The following is a 19,702-nucleotide window of genomic DNA, read 5'->3' on the forward strand; positions in this document are numbered from 1 at the left end:
CAATGATATTACTCCATAAAGTGTATTTTTTCCTTAAAATCTCCGTATCCATAATCTATTAAATAGACTTCGCAATTGGTGTATGTCCGATTACGAATGTTTGATACGGCTAAGGTACTACTCACATTTTTGTTAGTTTACCTTTGCATATAAAAACCAAAGATGTATATTTGGGGACTATATCTATAAAACGATTCATTAAACACCTATTGCCATGAGTAGTAATATTTTCCTAACCATTGCTATTGTCACGACAGGCATTTTTGCAGTACAATTCATCCTATCCGTTTTTTTTGGTGATTTCGATGCAGATACGGACATCGACACTGATATCAGCAGTGTGGTTTCTTTTAAAGGACTGACCCACTTCGGTATCGGATTCGGCTGGTATATGTATTTGCAACACAACACCGAAATACAGACCTATCTGACTGGATTTGTCATCGGACTGATATTTGTTTTTGCCGTCTGGTTTTTATATAAGAAAGCCTATCAGTTGCAACAGACCAACCACTCGGAGAAAACAGATCAGTTAGTAGGAAGAGAATGTACCATTTACTTCAAACAGAACGAAAAAAAATACACAGTACAGATCAGCCGGGACGGAGCCATGAGAGAAGTCGATGTTATCACGGAATCAGGTAAACCCTACCAAACCGGAGATAAAGCAACGATCACCTCATACAAAGACGGAACTTTATATATCCAATAATTACAAACTCAAAAAAGAGAACTATGACCCAAGAAATGATGATTATGGCTGCCATACTCGTGGCGGTAATCCTAATTACATTTATCGGTATTCTTTCACGCTACCGGAAATGTAAAAGTGACGAAGTATTAGTAGTATATGGTAAGACAGGCGGAGATAAAAAGTCTGCAAAACTATATCACGGTGGTGCCGCTTTCGTATGGCCTATCGTACAGGGATACGAATTCCTGTCGATGAAACCGATGCAGATAGACTGTAAACTGACAGGAGCACTTTCCGCTCAGAATATTCGTGTGGATGTGCCGACTACCATTACAGTAGCTATCAGTACGGATCCCGAAGTCATGCAAAATGCTGCCGAACGTATGTTGGGGCTGACCATGGACGATAAACAAAATCTGATAACAGATGTGGTTTACGGACAGATGCGTCTGGTTATTGCCGACATGACAATTGAGGAGTTGAACTCCGACCGTGATAAATTCCTCTCTAAAGTAAAAGATAACATTGATACAGAACTCCGCAAATTCGGTTTGTACCTGATGAATATTAACATCAGCGATATTCGCGATGCTGCCAATTATATCGTCAATTTAGGAAAAGAAGCGGAAAGTAAAGCTCAAAACGAGGCACAAGCCAATATTGAAGAACAGGAAAAACTGGGTGCTATCAAGATTGCCAACCAGATTAAAGAACGTGAAACCAAAGTGGCGGAGACTCGTAAAGATCAAGATATCGCCATTGCGGAAACCAAAAAGCTGCAAGAGATCTCGGTAGCCAATGCCGACAAAGACCGTATCTCCCAGGTAGCTATCGCCAATGCGGAAAAAGAATCGCAAGTGGCTAAAGCAGAAGCAGAAAAGAATATCCGGATAGAGCAGGCCAATACCGAAAAGGAAAGCCGCATTGCAGAGTTGAACTCCGACATGGAGATCAAACAAGCTGAAGCACAAAAGAAAGCTGCCATCGGACGAAACGAAGCACAAAAAGAAATCGCGTTGTCTAACTCTGAACTGGCCGTAACCCAAGCCAATGCCGACAAACAAGCCGGTGAAGCTGCAGCCAAATCAGAAGCAGCCGTACAGACAGCCAAAGAAACCGCTCAGAAAGAAGTAGAAGAAGCGAAAGCACGAAAAGTAGAATCATCTCTGAAAGCAGAAAAAATCGTACCAGCAGAAGTTGCCCGCCAAGAAGCTATTCTGCAAGCAGAAGCCGTAGCCGAAAAAATCACCCGTGAAGCAGAAGCCCGTGCCAAAGCAACACTGGCACAGGCAGAGGCAGAGGCAAAAGCGATTCAACTGAAACTCGAAGCAGAAGCAGAAGGTAAAAAACGCTCGTTACTGGCAGAAGCAGAAGGTTTCGAAGCCATGGTGAAAGCTGCCGAATCAAACCCGGCTATTGCTATCCAATACAAGATGGTAGATCAATGGAAAGAAATAGCAGGCGAACAGGTAAAAGCCTTCGAACATATGAATTTAGGCAATATTACTGTATTCGACGGAGGAAATGGAGCCACAAGCAACTTCCTTAATACATTGGTAAAAACTGTCGCACCAAGTTTAGGAGTATTGGACAAACTGCCAATCGGAGAAACGGTTAAAAACATCATTCACCCGGAAGAGAAAGACAAGAAGGAGGAAAAAAAAGATAAAAAACAGTAAACAAAAACGAACTATAAACGATGAACAGGCTTCGCTACTTCTGCGAGTCTTTGTTCATCGTTTATAGTTTACCGTTTATCTCGTTGTTATATGAAAACACCCTTGTTTCAGTTCATACTTTATATAACATTTATCAGCCTTGCGAACATCACGCAACACTTCTGCCAACACTAACTTTAAGGTATCGGCACTTACATCCTGAAGAGGACGTCCCTCCTCATCTTCTACTTTCTTAAACCGCTTCCAGCTTACATCGAATGTTGTTCCGTAGAAATGACATGAGTTTTTTGACGCATTGCCATTCCGGCGACGTAAACGTTTTACATCATTCTCTGTCCGAAGCACAGATGTAACAATGATCTTATTCGGATTGAGTCCTTTGGCAGTCAATGAATCTAAAAAATTCGCTCCAATCGTATCGAGCAATGCACTGGCACGCGGTACTAAATAAGGAATGGAATGAGTAAGTGAATCCACTGCATAAAATTCATTATCAATAATGTGAACCAGTTTTCCATCCATATTTTCCGCTTCTTCACGCGAGGCTAACGGAGTAATTCCCCAAGTATGGGCCGCTTTTAGCTGCACATCATTCAAATCCCCGAATGAGCGTTTATAACTTACCACTCCCCTGATGTTACGCGGTTCGTTAAGTTTAAGAGACATATCTTTCTTTTTGCAACCTGCCAGAAAAGCCGGGGTCAAACATAAAAATATAGAAATAGTAAAGAGATACCTGTAGTTGGATAAATCCATAATTAGCCTTTTTTTATAAGTTCCGAGGACGCAAATATACTGGAATTGTCTTTCTCAGGAAAGAGCATCGCAAATTAATTCGGCAAGAATCGGCAAAGTATGAGAACGATTCATTAAATTTGCAGTCCATTTCACAGCGTATATGTGAACCTTTAAATTGATTCAATGATAGAAAAGCTGATAGTTCTTGAGGATATCGATCCGGTTATCTTTTATGGCGTAAACAACGCTAACATACAATTAATAAAAGCTTTGTATCCAAAGCTGCGCATTGTTGCCCGAGGCAATGTCATTAAAGTACTGGGCGACGAGGAAGAGATGTGCGCTTTCGAAGAAAATATCACCAAGCTTGAAAAATATTGCGCCGAATACAATTCACTGAAAGAAGAAGTCATTATCGACATTATAAAAGGAAATGCACCGCAAGCCGAAAAAGCAGGCAATGTGATTGTATTCAGTGTCACGGGAAAGCCCATTATCCCACGCAGTGAAAATCAATTGAAGCTGGTAGAAGGATTTGCCAAGAACGATATGGTATTTGCCATCGGACCTGCAGGTTCGGGCAAGACCTATACGGCCATAGCCTTAGCGGTTCGTGCACTGAAAAACAAAGAAATAAAGAAGATTATCCTCAGCCGCCCTGCGGTAGAAGCCGGTGAAAAGTTAGGTTTTCTGCCCGGAGATATGAAAGATAAAATAGATCCGTATCTGCAACCTCTTTATGATGCCTTGCAGGACATGATTCCAGCTGCCAAACTAAAGGAATACATGGAACTGAACATCATCCAGATTGCCCCATTAGCCTTTATGCGCGGACGTACGCTAAATGATGCAGTCGTAATCCTGGACGAGGCCCAGAATACTACCACCCAGCAAATCAAAATGTTCCTCACCCGTATGGGAATGAATACCAAGATGATCATCACCGGAGATATGACCCAGATAGACCTTCCGGCTTCACAAACTTCGGGGTTGGTACAGGCATTGCGCATTCTAAAAGGAGTCAAGGGAATCAGTTTTGTTGAACTGAATAAAAAAGACATAGTGCGCCATAAGCTGGTAGAACGGATTGTAGACGCTTACGAGAAGTTCGACAAAGAAAAGAAAGTCGAACGGGAAAAGTTAAACGGCGAGCGGCTCACCATAAGCAAAGAACGGCAAAACGTTGGTAATTTGTAATTCATAATTATATAGAAGTATGAAAGCATTAACAAAAACAGATTTCAACTTTCCGGGACAGAAAAGCGTGTACCACGGAAAAGTACGTGATGTGTACAACATCAATGGCGAACAACTCGTAATGGTAGCTACCGACCGTATCTCGGCCTTTGATGTAGTATTACCCGAAGGTATTCCTTATAAAGGACAAATGCTGAATCAGATTGCAGCTAAATTTTTGGATGCAACTACAGACATCTGTCCGAACTGGAAAGTCGCAACTCCGGACCCAATGGTTACAGTAGGAGTGCTTTGTGAGGGTTTTCCGGTAGAAATGATCGTACGCGGTTATCTTTGCGGAAGCGCATGGCGTGCCTACAAAAGCGGTGTACGCGAAATCTGTGGTGTAAAACTTCCTGAAGGCATGAAAGAAAACCAGAAGTTCCCCGAACCCATCGTGACTCCAACCACAAAAGCAGAAATGGGACTGCATGATGAAGACATCTCCAAAGAAGAGATTCTGGCCCAGGGATTAGCTACTCCGGAAGAATATGCTACACTTGAAAAATATACATTGGCTCTGTTCAAACGCGGAACTGAAATCGCAGCAGAACGCGGTTTGATTTTGGTAGACACCAAATATGAATTTGGTAAACACAACGGTACCATCTACCTGATGGACGAAATCCACACTCCGGACTCAAGCCGTTACTTCTATGCCGACGGTTACCAGGAACGTTTCGAAAAAGGTGAAGCCCAAAAGCAACTCTCCAAAGAATTTGTGCGTGAGTGGTTAATGGAAAACGGATTCCAGGGTAAAGAAGGACAGAAAGTTCCTGAAATGACTCCTGCTATCGTAGAAAGTATCAGCGAACGTTATATTGAATTATTCGAAAACATCACTGGTGAGAAATTCGTTAAAGAAGATACCAGCAACATCGCTGAACGTATCGAGAAGAACGTAATGGCATTTCTAAAGTAAGAAGCCCGAATCAGAAACGAATAAGATTCACCACAGGGTATGCGGAGTACACAAACATGGTTTTGAAACCCAAACCCGTCCACTTTTGTAAACCCTGTGGTGAATAAAACTCTGAATGAAAAATGAACTACCCACAAGAACAAATCAAACCTTATAGCAATGACGGAAAAAAGAGCGAACAGGTAGAACAGATGTTCGACAACATTGCCCCTGCATACGACCAACTGAATCATACCCTTTCATTAGGGATCGACCGGAGTTGGCGACGAAAAGCAATCAATTGGCTCAAACCTTTCCGCCCGCAACAGATAATGGATGTGGCAACCGGTACCGGCGACTTTGCCATTCTGGCATGCCGCGAACTGCAACCCGACCAGCTGATCGGAACAGACATTTCGGAAGGAATGATGAATGTGGGACGTGAAAAAGTGAAAAAGGAAGGTCTATCCGAAAAAATATCTTTTGCTAAGGAAGACTGTACCTCTCTCTCGTTTGCCGACAACCGTTTCGACGCTATCACTGTCGCTTTTGGTATCCGCAACTTTGAAGACTTGGATAAAGGACTCTCCGAAATGTGCCGTGTCCTCAAACCGGGCGGGCATCTGGTGATCCTTGAGCTGACAACTCCGGATCGATTTCCGATGAAACAATTGTTTTCCATTTACTCAAAAATAGTCATTCCAACCCTCGGAAAACTATTATCGAAAGACAACAGTGCTTACAGCTACCTGCCTCAAACAATCAAAGCATTTCCCCAAGGAGAAGTTATGAAAAACGTTATCTCGCAGGCTGGCTTCAGCCAGGTTCAATTCCGGCGGCTGACATTCGGCATTTGTACACTTTATATGGCTACGAAATAAATATTAATTTAACATCCTCCCCCTTATGCAAAAGTATGGTTTAATTGGCTATCCACTAAAACACTCGTTTTCTATCGGCTTTTTTAATGAAAAGTTTAAGTCTGAAGGCATAGACGCCGAATACGTCAACTTCGAGATTCCTGAAATCAACGATTTTATGGAAGTGATCGAAGAAAACCCCAATCTGTGCGGACTGAACGTAACAATCCCTTATAAAGAGCAAGTCATCCCTTTCCTTGACGAATTGGATAAGGACACTGCAAAAATCGGTGCAGTCAATGTTATTAAAATTGTTCGTGGTCCTAAAGGAAAAGTAAAACTGACAGGATATAATTCGGACATTATAGGATTCAGCCAGTCCATTCAGCCATTGTTGCAACCTTATCATAAAAAGGCGTTAATCCTGGGTACAGGCGGTTCGTCCAAAGCAATCTATCATGGCCTGAAGAATCTGGGAATCGATAGCGTATTCGTGTCCCGTACCCAAAAAGAAGGCATGCTGACCTACGAAGAACTGACTCCGGAAATCATGGCAGAACATACAGTGATTGTAAACTGTACACCGGTAGGTATGTATCCGAAAGTAGACTTTTGTCCTGCCATTCCCTACGAATTACTGACACCAAACCATTTATTGTACGATTTGTTATATAATCCAAACACCACTCTTTTCATGAAAAAGGGAGAGAAACATGGGGCCGTAACCAAAAACGGTCTCGAAATGCTACTGCTGCAAGCATTTGCCGCATGGGAAATATGGAATAAATAATGAAAAAAGGAATTAAGATAAGCGTCGTTATATTATTGCTGCTGCTTACCGGATGTACGATAGGCGGAAGTTTCTTCATGCTCAACTATTCGCTCCGCCCGGAAGCGAAGATACGTGCCAAGAATGCCGACTCTTATCCTTTCATGTACGAAAACTATCCGTTTTTACGTCCTTGGGTGGATAGTCTCAATCAGGCTCATGCACTTCGGGACACTTTTGTTTTAAATCCGGAAGGCATCCGCCTGCATGCTTATTACATCGCAGCCCCGCAGCCGACCAAAAAGACAGCAGTCATTGTACATGGCTATACGGACAATGCAATCCGCATGTTCATGATAGGCTATCTATACAATCGCGACCTGCAATACAATGTGCTTTTGCCCGACCTGCAACATCAGGGAGAGAGCGGTGGACCGGCCATTCAAATGGGATGGAAAGACCGTCTGGACGTAATGCAATGGATGCACATCGCCAATGAGCTTTATGGTGACAGTACTCAAATGGTTGTACATGGCATTTCAATGGGAGGGGCCACCACAATGATGGTATCGGGCGAAGTACAGCCCTACTTCGTGAAATGTTTCGTTGAAGATTGTGGTTACACCAGTGTCTGGGATGAATTCTCGCACGAACTGAAAGCAAGTTTCCACCTTCCTTCATATCCATTAATGAATACCACCAGCCTGCTGTGCCAGAAAAAGTACGGATGGAACTTCGAAGAGGCTTCATCATTAAATCAGGTAAAAAAAAGCCGCCTGCCAATGTTTTTCATTCATGGAGACAAAGATACGTACGTGCCCACATGGATGGTTTATCCCCTTTATGAAGCCAAACCGGCTCCCAAGCAGCTTTGGATTGTACCCGGAGCCGCACATGCTTTATCTTATAAAGAGAATAAGGAAGAATACACCCGGAAAGTAAAAGAATTCACTGACCGTTACATTCACTGATATGAAACAGATACTCACTTATTTGCTTTTCGTGTGGATACTCCTTCCACTGAAAGCACAGGAAAAGATATATACCGTAGACAATATTCCCAAAGTACATTTGCAAAACAAGATGCAATATGTCTGCAATCCTGCCGGAATCTTGTCACAACAGGCTTCTGACGAAATGGACTCGATGCTGTATGCTTTGGAACAAAAAACAGGTATCGAGACTGTAGTTGCCGTAGTACCTTCCATCGGAGATAAAGACTGTTTTGAGTTCTCCCATCAATTGCTCAACCAATGGGGAGTGGGCAAGAAAGGAAAAGATAACGGACTGGTCATCTTACTGGTCACCGATCAGCGATGCATACAGTTCTATACCGGCTACGGACTGGAAGGCGACCTGCCGGACGCAATCTGCAAACGTATACAAACCAGAGACATGATCCCTTATCTCAAAAAAGGAGACTGGAATCGGGGAATGGTGGCAGGAGTACAAGCGGTATGCCAACGCCTGGATGGTTCGATGGTGAACGATGATAAAGATACCGGAGAAAAGGGGATATCCGCCTCCATGCTTCTCTTTGCTATTTTAGGTTTCGTTGTGGTGGCCGGAGTGGTAGGTATACTGGCTGCACGGGCAAGTACCCGTTGCCCCAAATGTGGAAAACATCAACTTCAGCGGAGTGGCACGAACTTAATATCGAACCGCAACGGAGTAAAAACCGAAGACATTATTTATACCTGCCGCAATTGCGGACACACCGTAGTCCGGCGTCAACAATCATACGATGACAATTACAGGGGACGTGGCGGAAGAGGCGGAGGCCCTTTCATCGGAGGCTTCGGAGGGGGAAGTTTCGGAGGAGGTGGAGGCGGCTTCGGCGGCGGAAGCTTTGGAGGAGGTTCGGGCGGAGGCGGAGGGGCCGGCTCACGCTTCTAAGCAACCCAATCATTCTATATATTCATTAATCAGTAATCAAAAAGAAACAATATGAAAAAGTCAGTTATTATCCTTATTGCCGTAGTGGCAGTTATCGTCATCTGGGCCATCAGTGCCTACAACGGGCTGGTATCCATGGACGAGAATGTAAGTAGCCAATGGGCTAACGTAGAGACACAGTATCAACGCCGTGCCGACCTGATTCCTAACCTGGTCAACACTGTCAAGGGATATGCCTCACATGAAAAGGAAACACTTGAAGGCGTAGTGGAAGCCCGCAGCAAAGCAACGCAAATCAAAGTAGATGCTAATGACCTCACCCCTGAAAAGTTAGCTGAATATCAGAAAGCGCAGGGAGCAGTTACTTCTGCATTGGGTAAGCTGCTTGCCATCACCGAAAACTATCCGGACCTGAAAGCCAACCAAAACTTCCTTGAATTGCAGGCACAATTGGAAGGTACGGAAAACCGCATTAACGTGGCCCGCAAAAACTTTAATGATGCTGCACAGGCATACAACACCTCTATCCGGCGCTTTCCGAAAAGCCTCTTTGCGTCTATATTCGGTTTCGAAAAACGTACTTATTTCGAAGCAGACGAAGGTACGGAAAAGGCACCGGAAGTAAAATTCTGATAAGTCACACAAATCCTTTTCACCAGATATAATTGTTGATACAACAATATCCGATGAATAAAGTGGAAAATATGCTCTATAAAGGGTTATTTTCCACTTTATTCATTCAAATAATCCGCTCGCATTCACCATCTCCCCGTTTCATTCTCACCTCTCCCACTCTTTTCTTACCTCCTGTTCCAAGGTACTTCAAATACAAAATGATATTATTCCGTTTAAAGCACTGAAAGACTAAAAGGGAATTTGTTTCAGACGGTAATTAAAGTTCATCGCAGTAACTAAGATAAAGAATTTCATATGAAAAAGATCCTTTTACCAAAGGTCCGGCAAGACTTTCACCAAGAACTTTTCGTGCTTTTGGTTTTAACTTCGCAGCGAACGTATGTAAGTCCATCTGCCTGATCTGTACCCACAACAGATTGAGGGGGCAGATTTCAAAGTGCTTTTGAACTTTTCATTTCATAACTTTAAAATTAAAAACTGACTCTCTCCCTGTCATATTGTTCCATCGTTATATCCGCCAATTTGTTGGCTATAAGGAAAAAAAACAGTACTTTTGCCGCCGTATACAAAATCCAAATAACTCATGAGTAATCAACGATACATGATGCGAGGCGTCAGCGCATCAAAAGAAGATGTGCACAATGCCATCAAGAACATCGACAAAGGAATTTTTCCACAAGCATTCTGTAAAATAATCCCTGATATTCTGGGTGGAGATCCGGAGTATTGCAATATTATGCATGCTGATGGTGCAGGAACCAAATCGAGCCTGGCCTATATGTACTGGAAAGAAACAGGAGATCTCTCCGTGTGGAAAGGTATTGCTCAGGATGCACTGATCATGAACATAGACGACTTGCTTTGTGTGGGTGCAGTCGACAACATTCTGGTATCTTCAACCATCGGACGCAATAAACTCCTTATTCCCGGAGAAGTAATTTCCGCCATCATTAACGGAACAGACGAACTACTGGCCGAACTCCGTGAAATGGGAGTAGGCGTGTATGCCACCGGTGGTGAAACAGCCGATGTGGGTGATCTGGTTCGTACCATTATCGTAGACAGTACGGTAACCTGCCGCATGAAACGGGCAGACGTTATCAACAATGCCAATATCCGTCCGGGAGACGTTATTGTAGGCCTTGCCTCACATGGACAAGCCACTTATGAAAAAGAATACAATGGCGGTATGGGCAGCAATGGGCTGACTTCTGCCCGCCATGACGTTTTTGCCAAATATCTGGCAGAGAAATATCCCGAAAGCTATGATGCGGCAGTGCCCGAAGAACTGGTTTATTCGGGCGGACTGAAGCTGACAGACGCAGTAGAAGGTTCTCCGATCGATGCGGGAAAGCTCGTACTTTCTCCTACCCGCACTTACGCACCGGTAGTGAAGAAATTGCTCGATGCGCTACGTCCTGAAATTCACGGAATGGTACACTGCTCGGGTGGTGCACAAACCAAAGTGCTGCATTTCGTAGGCGATGTACGCGTAGTAAAAGACAACCTCTTCCCCGTGCCTCCATTGTTCAGAACCATTCAAGAACAAAGTGGAACCGACTGGGCAGAAATGTATAAGGTATTCAACATGGGCCATCGCCTTGAAGTATACCTTTCACCCGAACACGCGGCCGAAGTTATCAAGATCAGCGAATCTTTCGGTATCCCTGCACAAATCGTGGGACGCATCGAAGAAAGCGATAAGAAAGAACTGATTATCAAGAGTGAGTTCGGAGAATTCACATATTAGAAAACGAACAAGATCCATCACAGAGGACACAGAGTTTGCAGAGGTACTTACACGTACTTATGAAACCCTCTGTAGTTTCCGTGACGGATTAAATTCGTAGTTCATTTAACTCCTAAATTTATGGCAGACAACAATAGTATATTAGAAAAACTCGACGGTCTTGTTGCCCGTTTCGAAGAGGTGTCTACCCTTATTACCGACCCGGCAGTGATTGCCGACCAGAAACGATACGTAAAATTAACCAAAGAATACAAGGACCTGGACGATTTGATGAAAGCCCGTAAAGAGTACATGCAACTCCTGGCCAACATTGAAGAAGCTAAAGACATTCTCTCAAACGAGTCGGATACCGATATGAGAGAAATGGCCAAAGAGGAAATGGACAACAGCCAGGAACGCCTTCCGGTATTGGAAGAGGAAATCAAACTGTTACTGGTACCGGCCGATCCTCAGGACGGCAAAAATGCCATTCTTGAAATTCGCGGAGGTACAGGTGGAGACGAAGCCGCCATCTTTGCAGGCGATCTTTTCCGGATGTACGCCAAATTTTGTGAAACGAAAGGTTGGAAGATGGAAGTATCCAGCGCCAATGAAGGTGCTGCCGGCGGATATAAGGAAATCATTTGCAGTGTTACCGGCGATAATGTATATGGCACATTAAAATACGAATCGGGTGTACATCGTGTTCAGCGCGTACCGGCAACAGAGACTCAGGGACGCGTGCATACCTCGGCAGCTTCGGTAGCCGTACTTCCCGAAGCGGAAGAGTTTGATGTAGTGATTAACGAAGGTGAAATCAAATGGGATACTTTCCGTTCGGGAGGTGCCGGCGGACAAAACGTAAACAAGGTTGAATCGGGTGTCCGCTTGCGTTACATCTGGAAGAATCCCAATACGGGAGTAGCAGAGGAAATCCTGATCGAATGTACTGAAACCCGCGACCAGCCTAAAAATAAAGAACGTGCTTTGGCGCGCCTTCGTACGTTTATCTACGACAAGGAACATCAGAAGTATATCGACGACATCGCATCCAAACGTAAGACAATGGTTTCGACGGGCGACCGTTCGGCCAAAATCCGTACTTATAACTATCCCCAAGGGCGTATAACCGACCATCGCATCAACTATACCATCTATAACCTGGCCGCCTTCATGGACGGAGATATCCAGGAATGCATCGATAAGTTGACCGTGGCCGAAAATGCTGAACGTCTGAAAGAGAGTGAATTGTAACTCAATCATAAACATATTATCCAACTAAAGATATTCGATATGCCAAGTAAAAAGTGGAAATGTAAAAAATGTGGAAGAGTAATTTCAACTAACGGTCCTAAGCCAATGCCTTTAGGATGCCCTAAAGGACTAATGCATAACTGGGTAGAAGATAGCTTCATCGGCCCTTTTTGGGACAGATTAAAAGGTAAAAAATAACAAAGTTCCCAATTAATATATTACAAGCGAAACATGAATAAACAACAATTATTTGAAAACATTAAACGCAAAAAGTCATTTCTTTGCGTAGGGCTCGACACAGATATTAAAAAGATACCGGAACATCTTTTAAAGGAAGAAGATCCCATCTTCGCTTTCAATAAAGCAATCATTGATGCAACGACAGATTATTGCATCGCTTATAAGCCTAATCTGGCTTTCTATGAGAGCATGGGCGTAAAAGGATGGATTGCTTTTGAAAAAACAGTAAATTACATCAAGGAAAATTATCCCGACCAGTTTATCATCGCTGATGCCAAACGCGGTGATATCGGCAATACATCGGCCATGTACGCCCGCACCTTCTTCGAAGAGCTCGACATCGACTCTGTCACTGTAGCTCCTTATATGGGAGAAGACAGCGTTACTCCATTCTTATCTTACGAAGGGAAATGGGTAATTCTGCTGGCTCTGACTTCAAACAAAGGCTCACACGACTTCCAACTGACGGAAGATGCCAACGGCGAACGCCTTTTCGAGAAAGTATTAAAAAAATCACAGAAATGGGCCAATGATGAACAGATGATGTACGTTGTGGGCGCTACTCAGGGACGCGCTTTCGAAGACATCCGTAAGATTGTCCCCAATCACTTCCTTCTGGTTCCGGGCATCGGCGCTCAGGGAGGTTCTCTTGAAGAAGTATGCAAATATGGCATGAACAGTACCTGTGGACTCATTGTAAATTCCTCCCGCGGAATTATTTATGTAGACAAGACCGAAAATTTTGCCGCTGCCGCCCGTGCTGCTGCCAAAGAAGTGCAAGAGCAAATGGCAGAACAGCTGAAAGCTATTTTATAATGCCTTACGAACGGAAGATAATCAACGATCCGGTATTCGGGTTCATCAACATACCGAAGGGGTTGTTGTACGATATCGTACGGCATCCCCTTTTACAGCGCTTAAACCGCATCAAGCAAGTAGGACTTTCATCTGTAGTCTATCCCGGTGCACAGCACACCCGATTCCAGCACTCTTTGGGAGCCTTCTACCTGATGAGCGAAGCCATTACGCAACTGGCCTCCAAAGGAAACTTTATATTCGACAGTGAAGCCGAAGCCGTACAAGCAGCTATCCTTCTGCACGACATCGGTCACGGGCCTTTTTCGCATGTTCTTGAAGACACCATTGTCAAAGGAGTATCCCACGAAGAAATCTCCCTGATGCTGATGGAACGGATGAACAAGGAGATGAACGGACAACTTAATTTAGCCATTCAGATATTCAAAGACGAATACCCCAAACGCTTCTTGCACCAATTAGTCAGCGGACAACTGGATATGGACCGTCTGGATTACTTGCGCCGTGACAGTTTCTACACCGGAGTTTCAGAAGGCAATATCGGTTCGGCACGTATCATCAAAATGCTCGACGTAGCAGACGACCATCTGGTAGTGGAGTCCAAAGGGATCTATTCTATAGAAAATTTCCTTACAGCACGGCGATTGATGTATTGGCAAGTTTACCTGCACAAAACATCAGTGGCGTATGAACGGATGCTGATCAGTACCCTGTTACGTGCCAAGGAACTGGCTTCTCAAGGAGTGGAACTGTTTGCCTCGCCAGCATTGAAGTTCTTCCTGTACAATCACATCGATCCAGAGGTATTTTATAACAACCCTGACTGCCTGGAAAACTTCATTCAGTTGGACGATAATGATATCTGGACAGCTCTCAAGGTATGGAGCACCCATACAGATAAGGTTTTATCAACATTAAGCCTGGGTATGATTAATCGCAACATATTCAAGGTTGAAATATGCGCTGAGCCTATCAGTGAAGAGCGAAAAAAAGAATTGACTTTGCAAATCAGTCAACAATTAGGCATCACTCTTTCCGAAGCAGATTATTTCGTCTCTACCTCCAGTATTGAAAAGAACATGTACGATTCGGCAGATGACAGCATTGATATTATTTACAAAGACGGAACAATAAAAAATATTGCAGAAGCATCGGACATGCTAAACATTTCATTGCTTTCTAAAAAGGTAAAGAAATACTATATCTGCTACTTGCGTTGGGATAGATAAGTATAAAATATTCATCAAAGAGTAAGGATATATAAAAAAAAAGTCCGTTATTTGCGTACTAATTAAATTTTAAAGTAAAATTATGGAGTTCTCGGCTAAGCAAATTGCAGCATTTATCCAAGGGGAAATTATAGGTGACGAAAACGCTACTGTACATACATTCGCAAAGATAGAAGAAGGAATACCGGGCGCTATCTCTTTCCTTTCTAATCCGAAATATACGCCTTATATATATGAGACTGAAGCTAGCATTGTATTGGTGAACAGAGATTTTACTCCTGAACAAGAAGTAAAAGCAACATTAATCAAAGTAGACAATGCTTACGAGAGCCTTGCCAAACTGCTCAATCTTTATGAGATGAGCAAACCCAAAAGAACCGGTATTGACCCACGTGCCTATGTAGCGGAAACCGCTAAAATAGGGAAAGACGTATATATAGCTCCTTTCGCTTGTATAGGTGACCATGCGGAAGTGGGAGACAACACCGTCATTCATCCGCATGCCACTGTAGGCGGTGGTGCCCAAATAGGCAATAACTGCATCCTATATGCCAACGCAACAGTATATCATGATTGCCGGGTGGGGAACAACTGTATCCTGCATTCAGGATGTGTGATCGGAGCAGACGGTTTCGGTTTTGCTCCTACCCCGCAAGGATACGAAAAAATTCCTCAAATCGGTATTGTCATTCTTGAAGATAATGTAGAAGTCGGAGCCAATACCTGCATAGACCGTGCAACGATGGGAGCAACCGTGATCCATAGCGGAGTGAAATTAGATAATCTGATCCAGATAGCTCACAACGATGAAATAGGTTCGCATACCGTAATGGCTGCCCAAGTGGGTATCGCAGGTTCTACCAAGGTAGGCGAATGGTGTATGTTCGGTGGACAAGTAGGCATTGCCGGACATCTCAAAATAGGCAACCAAGTGAATCTGGGAGCTCAATCGGGTGTGCCCGGAAATATAAAATCCGGTAGCCAACTTATCGGAACTCCTCCTATGGAGCTAAAACAATATTTCAAAGCATCCATTGCACAAAAAAGCCTTCCGGAGATGCAGATCGAATTACGCAATCTCCGCAAAGAAATAGAAGAATTAAAACAACAATTAAATAAGTAACCAATGCTGAAACAAAAAACTCTGAAAGATAGCTTTTCACTGAGAGGAAAAGGTCTTCACACTGGACTTGACCTGACTGTTACGTTTAACCCCGCCCCAGATAACCATGGCTACAAAATACAGCGCACGGATCTGGAAGGGCAACCCATTATCGATGCCGTAGCCGACAATGTAGGTGAAACGACAAGAGGAACCGTGCTGTCAAAAAATGGAGTAAAAGTAAGCACAGTTGAACATGGAATGGCAGCCCTGTATGCTTTGGGTATAGACAACTGCCTGATTCAGGTTAACGGACCGGAATTTCCGATTCTGGACGGAAGTGCACAATATTATGTACAAGAAATAGAGAAGGTAGGAATCGAAGAACAGAATGCTGTTAAAGATTTCTATGTTATCAAATCAAAAATAGAATTTCGTGACGAAGAGACAGGCTCGTCTATCATCGTACTTCCTGATGAGAACTTCAGCCTGAACGTATTGGTATCTTACGATTCAACCATCATCCCCAACCAGTTTGCCACACTGGAAGATATGAAGAAATTCAAAGATGAGATTGCTCCCAGCCGGACTTTCGTATTTGTCCGTGAAATCGAGCCACTGTTGTCGGCCGGACTCATCAAAGGTGGCGATCTGGACAATGCCATCGTTATCTACGAACGCGAAATGTCACAGGAGAATTATGACAAACTGGCCGATGTCATGGGAGTTCCTCACATGGATGCCAAACTGTTGGGGTACATTAACCACAAACCTTTGGTATGGCCCAATGAGTGTGCCCGCCATAAGTTGCTGGATGTCATCGGTGACCTTGCTCTGATCGGTAAACCCATCAAAGGAAGAATCATTGCTACGCGTCCCGGACACACCATCAACAATAAATTCGCACGTCAGATGCGGAAAGAAATCCGTCTGCACGAGATACAGGCACCTACCTATGACTGCAACCGTGCACCGATTATGGATGTAAACCGTATCCGCGAACTACTTCCGCACCGTTATCCATTCCAATTGGTGGATAAAGTGATTGAAATTGGCGCCAACTATATTGTCGGTGTAAAGAATGTAACTTCCAATGAACCTTTCTTCCAAGGACACTTCCCTCAAGAGCCTGTAATGCCGGGTGTACTGCAAATAGAAGCAATGGCTCAAATCGGCGGATTACTCGTTCTAAATTCAGTAGATGAACCAGACCGTTATTCTACTTATTTCATGAAGATCGATGGCGTGAAGTTCCGTCAGAAAGTAGTGCCGGGCGATACCCTGATATTCCGTGTTGAGTTATTGGCTCCTATCCGCCGGGGCATTTCGACCATGAAAGGCTATGCTTTCGTCGGTGAGAAAGTAGTCTGTGAATGCGAATTCATGGCTCAAATAGTAAAAAACAAATAATTTATAAGCATGATAAGTCCCTTAGCGTATATTCATCCCGAAGCAAAGATCGGTGAAAACGTAGAGATTGCTCCGTTTGTGTACATTGATAGAAATGTAGTCATCGGAGATAACAATAAAATTATGGCTAATGCCAACATCCTGTACGGTTCGCGTATCGGAAACGGAAATACAATCTTTCCGGGAGCCGTTATCGGAGCAATTCCTCAGGATTTGAAATTCAAAGGTGAAGAGAGCACGGCCGAAATAGGTGACAATAACCTGATTCGGGAAAACGTGACCATCAACCGGGGTACAGCCGCCAAAGGCAGAACCATTGTAGGGAACAACAATCTATTGATGGAAGGTGTTCATGTGGCTCACGATGCATTGATCGGCAACGGTTGCATTGTGGGTAACTCCACCAAAATGGCAGGAGAAATCATCATTGACGACAATGCCATCATCAGTGCCAATGTGTTAATGCACCAATTTTGCCGGGTAGGCGGATACGTCATGATTCAGGGAGGATGCCGTTTCAGCAAAGACATCCCTCCGTATATCATAGCCGGACGCGAACCTATCGCTTACAGTGGAATTAACATCATCGGACTCCGCCGTCGCGGCTTTTCAAACGAGATTATAGAGAATATCCACAATGCCTACCGAATCATCTATCAAAGCGGGCTCAATACTTCGGATGCCCTTACAAAGGTTGAAACAGAAGTGCCGGCCAGCCCCGAAATAGAATACATCGTTGATTTTATTCGTAACTCCGAGCGGGGAATCATCAGGTAAATAAATAGAAATCAATAAGAAGAGGAGGATGTTTTCCAAGCATCCTCCTTTTTTGTGGAATAAACCCAGCCATCTTATTTGCAATCTTTCGGTTTTTTATTACTTTTACGCCATCAATAAAACAGTAACAACTATGATATACAGATTTACCATTATATCTGATGAGGTTGACGATTTCGTCAGAGAGATACAGATTGACCCGGAAGCTACTTTCTTCGATTTTCACGAAGCCATCCTGAAGGCAGCGGGCTACACAAACGACCAGATGACTTCTTTCTTTATCTGTGATGACGACTGGGAAAAAGAAAAAGAAATCACTTTGGAGGAAATGGACAATAATCCGGAAATGGACAGCTGGATAATGAAAGAAACCCGTCTCAATGAGTTGATTGAAGATGAAAAGCAAAAATTGCTTTACGTATTCGATTACATGACAGAACGTTGTTTCTTTATCGAATTGTCCGAAATCATCACCGGAAAAGAAATAAAAGGTGTCAAATGCACCAAAAAGTCAGGTGAAGCTCCTAAGCAAACAGTAGATTTCGAAGAGATGGCTGCCGCAGGAGGCTCACTCGACTTGGATGAAAATTTCTATGGCGATCAGGACTTCGACATGGAAGATTTTGATGCAGAAGGATTCGATGTTAATGATGGTGCATCCGGTGGTGGAAGTTCATACGACGAAGATAAATTTTGAATAATATGCTCCTATGACAATATGCCGGCTACGTAACTATGTTGCATAGCAGCAGGCATATTGTCATAGGGACACATTATCACATTACCAATCGTTATGACTGCCAAAACTTTAATCGTACTTATAGGGCCTACAGGCGTAGGAAAAACGGAGTTAAGCCTCCGTATAGCAGAACATTTCAAGACGAGTATCATTTCGTCTGACTCCCGGCAGTTATACGCCGAACTTAAGATAGGAACAGCAGCTCCAACCCCAAAGCAATTAAAACGGGTCCCACATTACTTTGTAGGCACTTTGCAACTCACCGATTATTACAGTGCCGCCCAATATGAGGCGGAAGTAATATCTCTTCTTGAACTTTTATTCCAACAACATGATGTCGTTCTCCTCACAGGAGGTTCCATGATGTATGTAGATGCCATCTGTAAAGGTATTGACGATATACCGACCGTGGATACCGAAACCCGTGAACTACTACTACATAAATACGAAACAGAAGGACTGGATAATCTCTGTGCCGAGCTGAAATTACTGGACCCCGAATATTATAAAATTGTAGATTTAAAGAACCCCAAACGAGTCATTCACGCATTGGAAATCTGCTACATGACAGGAAAGACTTATACCTCCTTCCGTACCCAACAAAAAAAAGAACGTCCTTTTCATATTCTGAAAATAGGATTGACTCGGGATCGTGCCGAACTGTATGACCGTATCAACCGCCGCGTAGACCAAATGATGGAAGAAGGCTTACTGGAAGAAGCACGTTCTGTCTATGTCCATCGGAATCTGAACTCATTGAATACTGTTGGTTATAAGGAGATATTCAAGTATCTGGACGGAGAATGGGAACTTCCTTTTGCCATCGAAAAGATAAAGCAAAACTCACGTATCTATTCACGCAAACAAATGACTTGGTTCAAGCGGGATGAAGAAATCCAATGGTTTCATCCTGAACAAGAGACGGAAATACTATCATACCTCCACACTCGATTAGATACTTATAAATAGAAGGTTTATTTTTAAAGATAAGAGAGAA

19 protein-coding genes are annotated in these 19,702 nt (G+C 43.5%); 18 read left to right on the plus strand and 1 reads right to left on the minus strand.

Going from position 1 to position 19,702, the window contains the following annotated elements; translation table 11 throughout:
* The first annotated feature begins 214 nt into the window (after positions 1-214).
* Positions 215-712 carry a hypothetical protein gene (locus FDF36_RS13705; RefSeq protein WP_005818523.1) on the plus strand — a complete coding sequence of 166 codons (498 nt, stop codon included), beginning with the start codon at positions 215-217 and terminating at the stop codon, positions 710-712.
* Between the two features lie 23 nt (positions 713-735).
* Positions 736-2,373: a flotillin family protein gene (locus FDF36_RS13710; protein ID WP_220391706.1), complete on the plus strand. Its 1,638-nt coding sequence runs from the start codon at positions 736-738 to the stop codon at positions 2,371-2,373.
* Positions 2,374-2,448: 75 nt separating this feature from the next.
* Here the strand turns inward: FDF36_RS13710 and FDF36_RS13715 are convergent, their stop codons facing one another.
* Positions 2,449-3,129 carry a DUF5715 family protein gene (locus FDF36_RS13715; RefSeq protein WP_005818519.1) on the minus strand — a complete coding sequence of 227 codons (681 nt, stop codon included), beginning with the start codon at positions 3,127-3,129 and terminating at the stop codon, positions 2,449-2,451.
* Positions 3,130-3,294: 165 nt separating this feature from the next.
* On the opposite strand from FDF36_RS13715, the gene FDF36_RS13720 reads away from it, so the two are divergent.
* From FDF36_RS13720 to miaA, 16 genes are all read left to right on the plus strand, one after another.
* A complete protein-coding gene (locus FDF36_RS13720; protein WP_005775646.1) occupies positions 3,295-4,308 on the plus strand; it encodes a PhoH family protein in 1,014 nt (337 codons plus the stop codon).
* Between the two features lie 19 nt (positions 4,309-4,327).
* On the plus strand, positions 4,328-5,269 hold the full coding sequence (locus FDF36_RS13725) for a phosphoribosylaminoimidazolesuccinocarboxamide synthase (protein WP_005775645.1): 942 nt from the start codon (positions 4,328-4,330) through the stop codon (positions 5,267-5,269).
* A gap of 122 nt (positions 5,270-5,391) precedes the next feature.
* Complete coding sequence (ubiE, locus tag FDF36_RS13730; protein WP_032543482.1) at positions 5,392-6,129, plus strand: bifunctional demethylmenaquinone methyltransferase/2-methoxy-6-polyprenyl-1,4-benzoquinol methylase UbiE; 738 nt, start codon at positions 5,392-5,394, stop codon at positions 6,127-6,129.
* Between the two features lie 25 nt (positions 6,130-6,154).
* Positions 6,155-6,898 (plus strand): shikimate dehydrogenase family protein, encoded by a 744-nt coding sequence (locus tag FDF36_RS13735; RefSeq protein ID WP_220391707.1) that lies wholly within the window; start codon positions 6,155-6,157, stop codon positions 6,896-6,898.
* On the plus strand, positions 6,898-7,848 hold the full coding sequence (locus tag FDF36_RS13740; protein ID WP_005810187.1) for an alpha/beta hydrolase: 951 nt from the start codon (positions 6,898-6,900) through the stop codon (positions 7,846-7,848). Before FDF36_RS13735 ends, FDF36_RS13740 begins: the two co-directional genes overlap by 1 nt.
* A gap of 1 nt (position 7,849) precedes the next feature.
* Entirely contained in the window at positions 7,850-8,773 is a 924-nt protein-coding gene (locus tag FDF36_RS13745) for a TPM domain-containing protein (protein ID WP_220391708.1), read from the plus strand.
* Between the two features lie 51 nt (positions 8,774-8,824).
* Positions 8,825-9,406 (plus strand): LemA family protein, encoded by a 582-nt coding sequence (locus FDF36_RS13750; RefSeq protein ID WP_220391709.1) that lies wholly within the window; start codon positions 8,825-8,827, stop codon positions 9,404-9,406.
* Between the two features lie 586 nt (positions 9,407-9,992).
* A complete protein-coding gene (locus FDF36_RS13755) occupies positions 9,993-11,159 on the plus strand; it encodes an AIR synthase-related protein (protein WP_005775636.1) in 1,167 nt (388 codons plus the stop codon).
* Positions 11,160-11,279: 120 nt separating this feature from the next.
* Positions 11,280-12,392 carry a peptide chain release factor 1 gene (prfA, locus tag FDF36_RS13760; protein ID WP_005775635.1) on the plus strand — a complete coding sequence of 371 codons (1,113 nt, stop codon included), beginning with the start codon at positions 11,280-11,282 and terminating at the stop codon, positions 12,390-12,392.
* A 231-nt stretch (positions 12,393-12,623) separates the two neighbouring features.
* Complete coding sequence (gene pyrF / locus FDF36_RS13765) at positions 12,624-13,448, plus strand: orotidine-5'-phosphate decarboxylase (protein ID WP_220391710.1); 825 nt, start codon at positions 12,624-12,626, stop codon at positions 13,446-13,448.
* Complete coding sequence (locus FDF36_RS13770; protein WP_220391711.1) at positions 13,448-14,677, plus strand: HD domain-containing protein; 1,230 nt, start codon at positions 13,448-13,450, stop codon at positions 14,675-14,677. The genes pyrF and FDF36_RS13770 overlap by 1 nt, the downstream gene beginning before the upstream one ends.
* Before the next feature lie 82 nt (positions 14,678-14,759).
* Entirely contained in the window at positions 14,760-15,800 is a 1,041-nt protein-coding gene (lpxD, locus tag FDF36_RS13775) for a UDP-3-O-(3-hydroxymyristoyl)glucosamine N-acyltransferase (protein ID WP_220391712.1), read from the plus strand.
* 3 nt (positions 15,801-15,803) lie between these two features.
* On the plus strand, positions 15,804-17,189 hold the full coding sequence (locus FDF36_RS13780) for a bifunctional UDP-3-O-[3-hydroxymyristoyl] N-acetylglucosamine deacetylase/3-hydroxyacyl-ACP dehydratase (RefSeq protein WP_220391713.1): 1,386 nt from the start codon (positions 15,804-15,806) through the stop codon (positions 17,187-17,189).
* Between the two features lie 9 nt (positions 17,190-17,198).
* Positions 17,199-17,966 (plus strand): acyl-ACP--UDP-N-acetylglucosamine O-acyltransferase, encoded by a 768-nt coding sequence (gene lpxA / locus FDF36_RS13785; RefSeq protein ID WP_220391714.1) that lies wholly within the window; start codon positions 17,199-17,201, stop codon positions 17,964-17,966.
* A gap of 133 nt (positions 17,967-18,099) precedes the next feature.
* Entirely contained in the window at positions 18,100-18,663 is a 564-nt protein-coding gene (locus FDF36_RS13790; RefSeq protein WP_220391715.1) for a plasmid pRiA4b ORF-3 family protein, read from the plus strand.
* A gap of 96 nt (positions 18,664-18,759) precedes the next feature.
* A complete protein-coding gene (gene miaA, locus FDF36_RS13795; protein WP_220391716.1) occupies positions 18,760-19,674 on the plus strand; it encodes a tRNA (adenosine(37)-N6)-dimethylallyltransferase MiaA in 915 nt (304 codons plus the stop codon).
* Positions 19,675-19,702 lie beyond the last annotated feature (28 nt).

It is taken from the genome of Bacteroides fragilis, from assembly GCF_019583405.1.
In the GTDB taxonomy this organism is placed as follows: domain Bacteria; phylum Bacteroidota; class Bacteroidia; order Bacteroidales; family Bacteroidaceae; genus Bacteroides; species Bacteroides fragilis_B.

Excerpts from the sequence above, each read along its gene's own strand:
- FDF36_RS13705 (WP_005818523.1), top strand. The coding sequence starts at position 215 with ATGAGTAGTAATATTTTCCTAACCATTGCTATTGTCACGACAGGCATT.
- FDF36_RS13710 (WP_220391706.1), top strand. The coding sequence starts at position 736 with ATGACCCAAGAAATGATGATTATGGCTGCCATACTCGTGGCGGTAATC.
- FDF36_RS13715 (WP_005818519.1), bottom strand. The coding sequence starts at position 3,129 with ATGGATTTATCCAACTACAGGTATCTCTTTACTATTTCTATATTTTTA.
- FDF36_RS13720 (WP_005775646.1), top strand. The coding sequence starts at position 3,295 with ATGATAGAAAAGCTGATAGTTCTTGAGGATATCGATCCGGTTATCTTT.
- FDF36_RS13725 (WP_005775645.1), top strand. The coding sequence starts at position 4,328 with ATGAAAGCATTAACAAAAACAGATTTCAACTTTCCGGGACAGAAAAGC.
- ubiE (WP_032543482.1), top strand. The coding sequence starts at position 5,392 with ATGAACTACCCACAAGAACAAATCAAACCTTATAGCAATGACGGAAAA.
- FDF36_RS13735 (WP_220391707.1), top strand. The coding sequence starts at position 6,155 with ATGCAAAAGTATGGTTTAATTGGCTATCCACTAAAACACTCGTTTTCT.
- FDF36_RS13740 (WP_005810187.1), top strand. The coding sequence starts at position 6,898 with ATGAAAAAAGGAATTAAGATAAGCGTCGTTATATTATTGCTGCTGCTT.
- FDF36_RS13745 (WP_220391708.1), top strand. The coding sequence starts at position 7,850 with ATGAAACAGATACTCACTTATTTGCTTTTCGTGTGGATACTCCTTCCA.
- FDF36_RS13750 (WP_220391709.1), top strand. The coding sequence starts at position 8,825 with ATGAAAAAGTCAGTTATTATCCTTATTGCCGTAGTGGCAGTTATCGTC.
- FDF36_RS13755 (WP_005775636.1), top strand. The coding sequence starts at position 9,993 with ATGAGTAATCAACGATACATGATGCGAGGCGTCAGCGCATCAAAAGAA.
- prfA (WP_005775635.1), top strand. The coding sequence starts at position 11,280 with ATGGCAGACAACAATAGTATATTAGAAAAACTCGACGGTCTTGTTGCC.
- pyrF (WP_220391710.1), top strand. The coding sequence starts at position 12,624 with ATGAATAAACAACAATTATTTGAAAACATTAAACGCAAAAAGTCATTT.
- FDF36_RS13770 (WP_220391711.1), top strand. The coding sequence starts at position 13,448 with ATGCCTTACGAACGGAAGATAATCAACGATCCGGTATTCGGGTTCATC.
- lpxD (WP_220391712.1), top strand. The coding sequence starts at position 14,760 with ATGGAGTTCTCGGCTAAGCAAATTGCAGCATTTATCCAAGGGGAAATT.
- FDF36_RS13780 (WP_220391713.1), top strand. The coding sequence starts at position 15,804 with ATGCTGAAACAAAAAACTCTGAAAGATAGCTTTTCACTGAGAGGAAAA.
- lpxA (WP_220391714.1), top strand. The coding sequence starts at position 17,199 with ATGATAAGTCCCTTAGCGTATATTCATCCCGAAGCAAAGATCGGTGAA.
- FDF36_RS13790 (WP_220391715.1), top strand. The coding sequence starts at position 18,100 with ATGATATACAGATTTACCATTATATCTGATGAGGTTGACGATTTCGTC.
- miaA (WP_220391716.1), top strand. The coding sequence starts at position 18,760 with ATGACTGCCAAAACTTTAATCGTACTTATAGGGCCTACAGGCGTAGGA.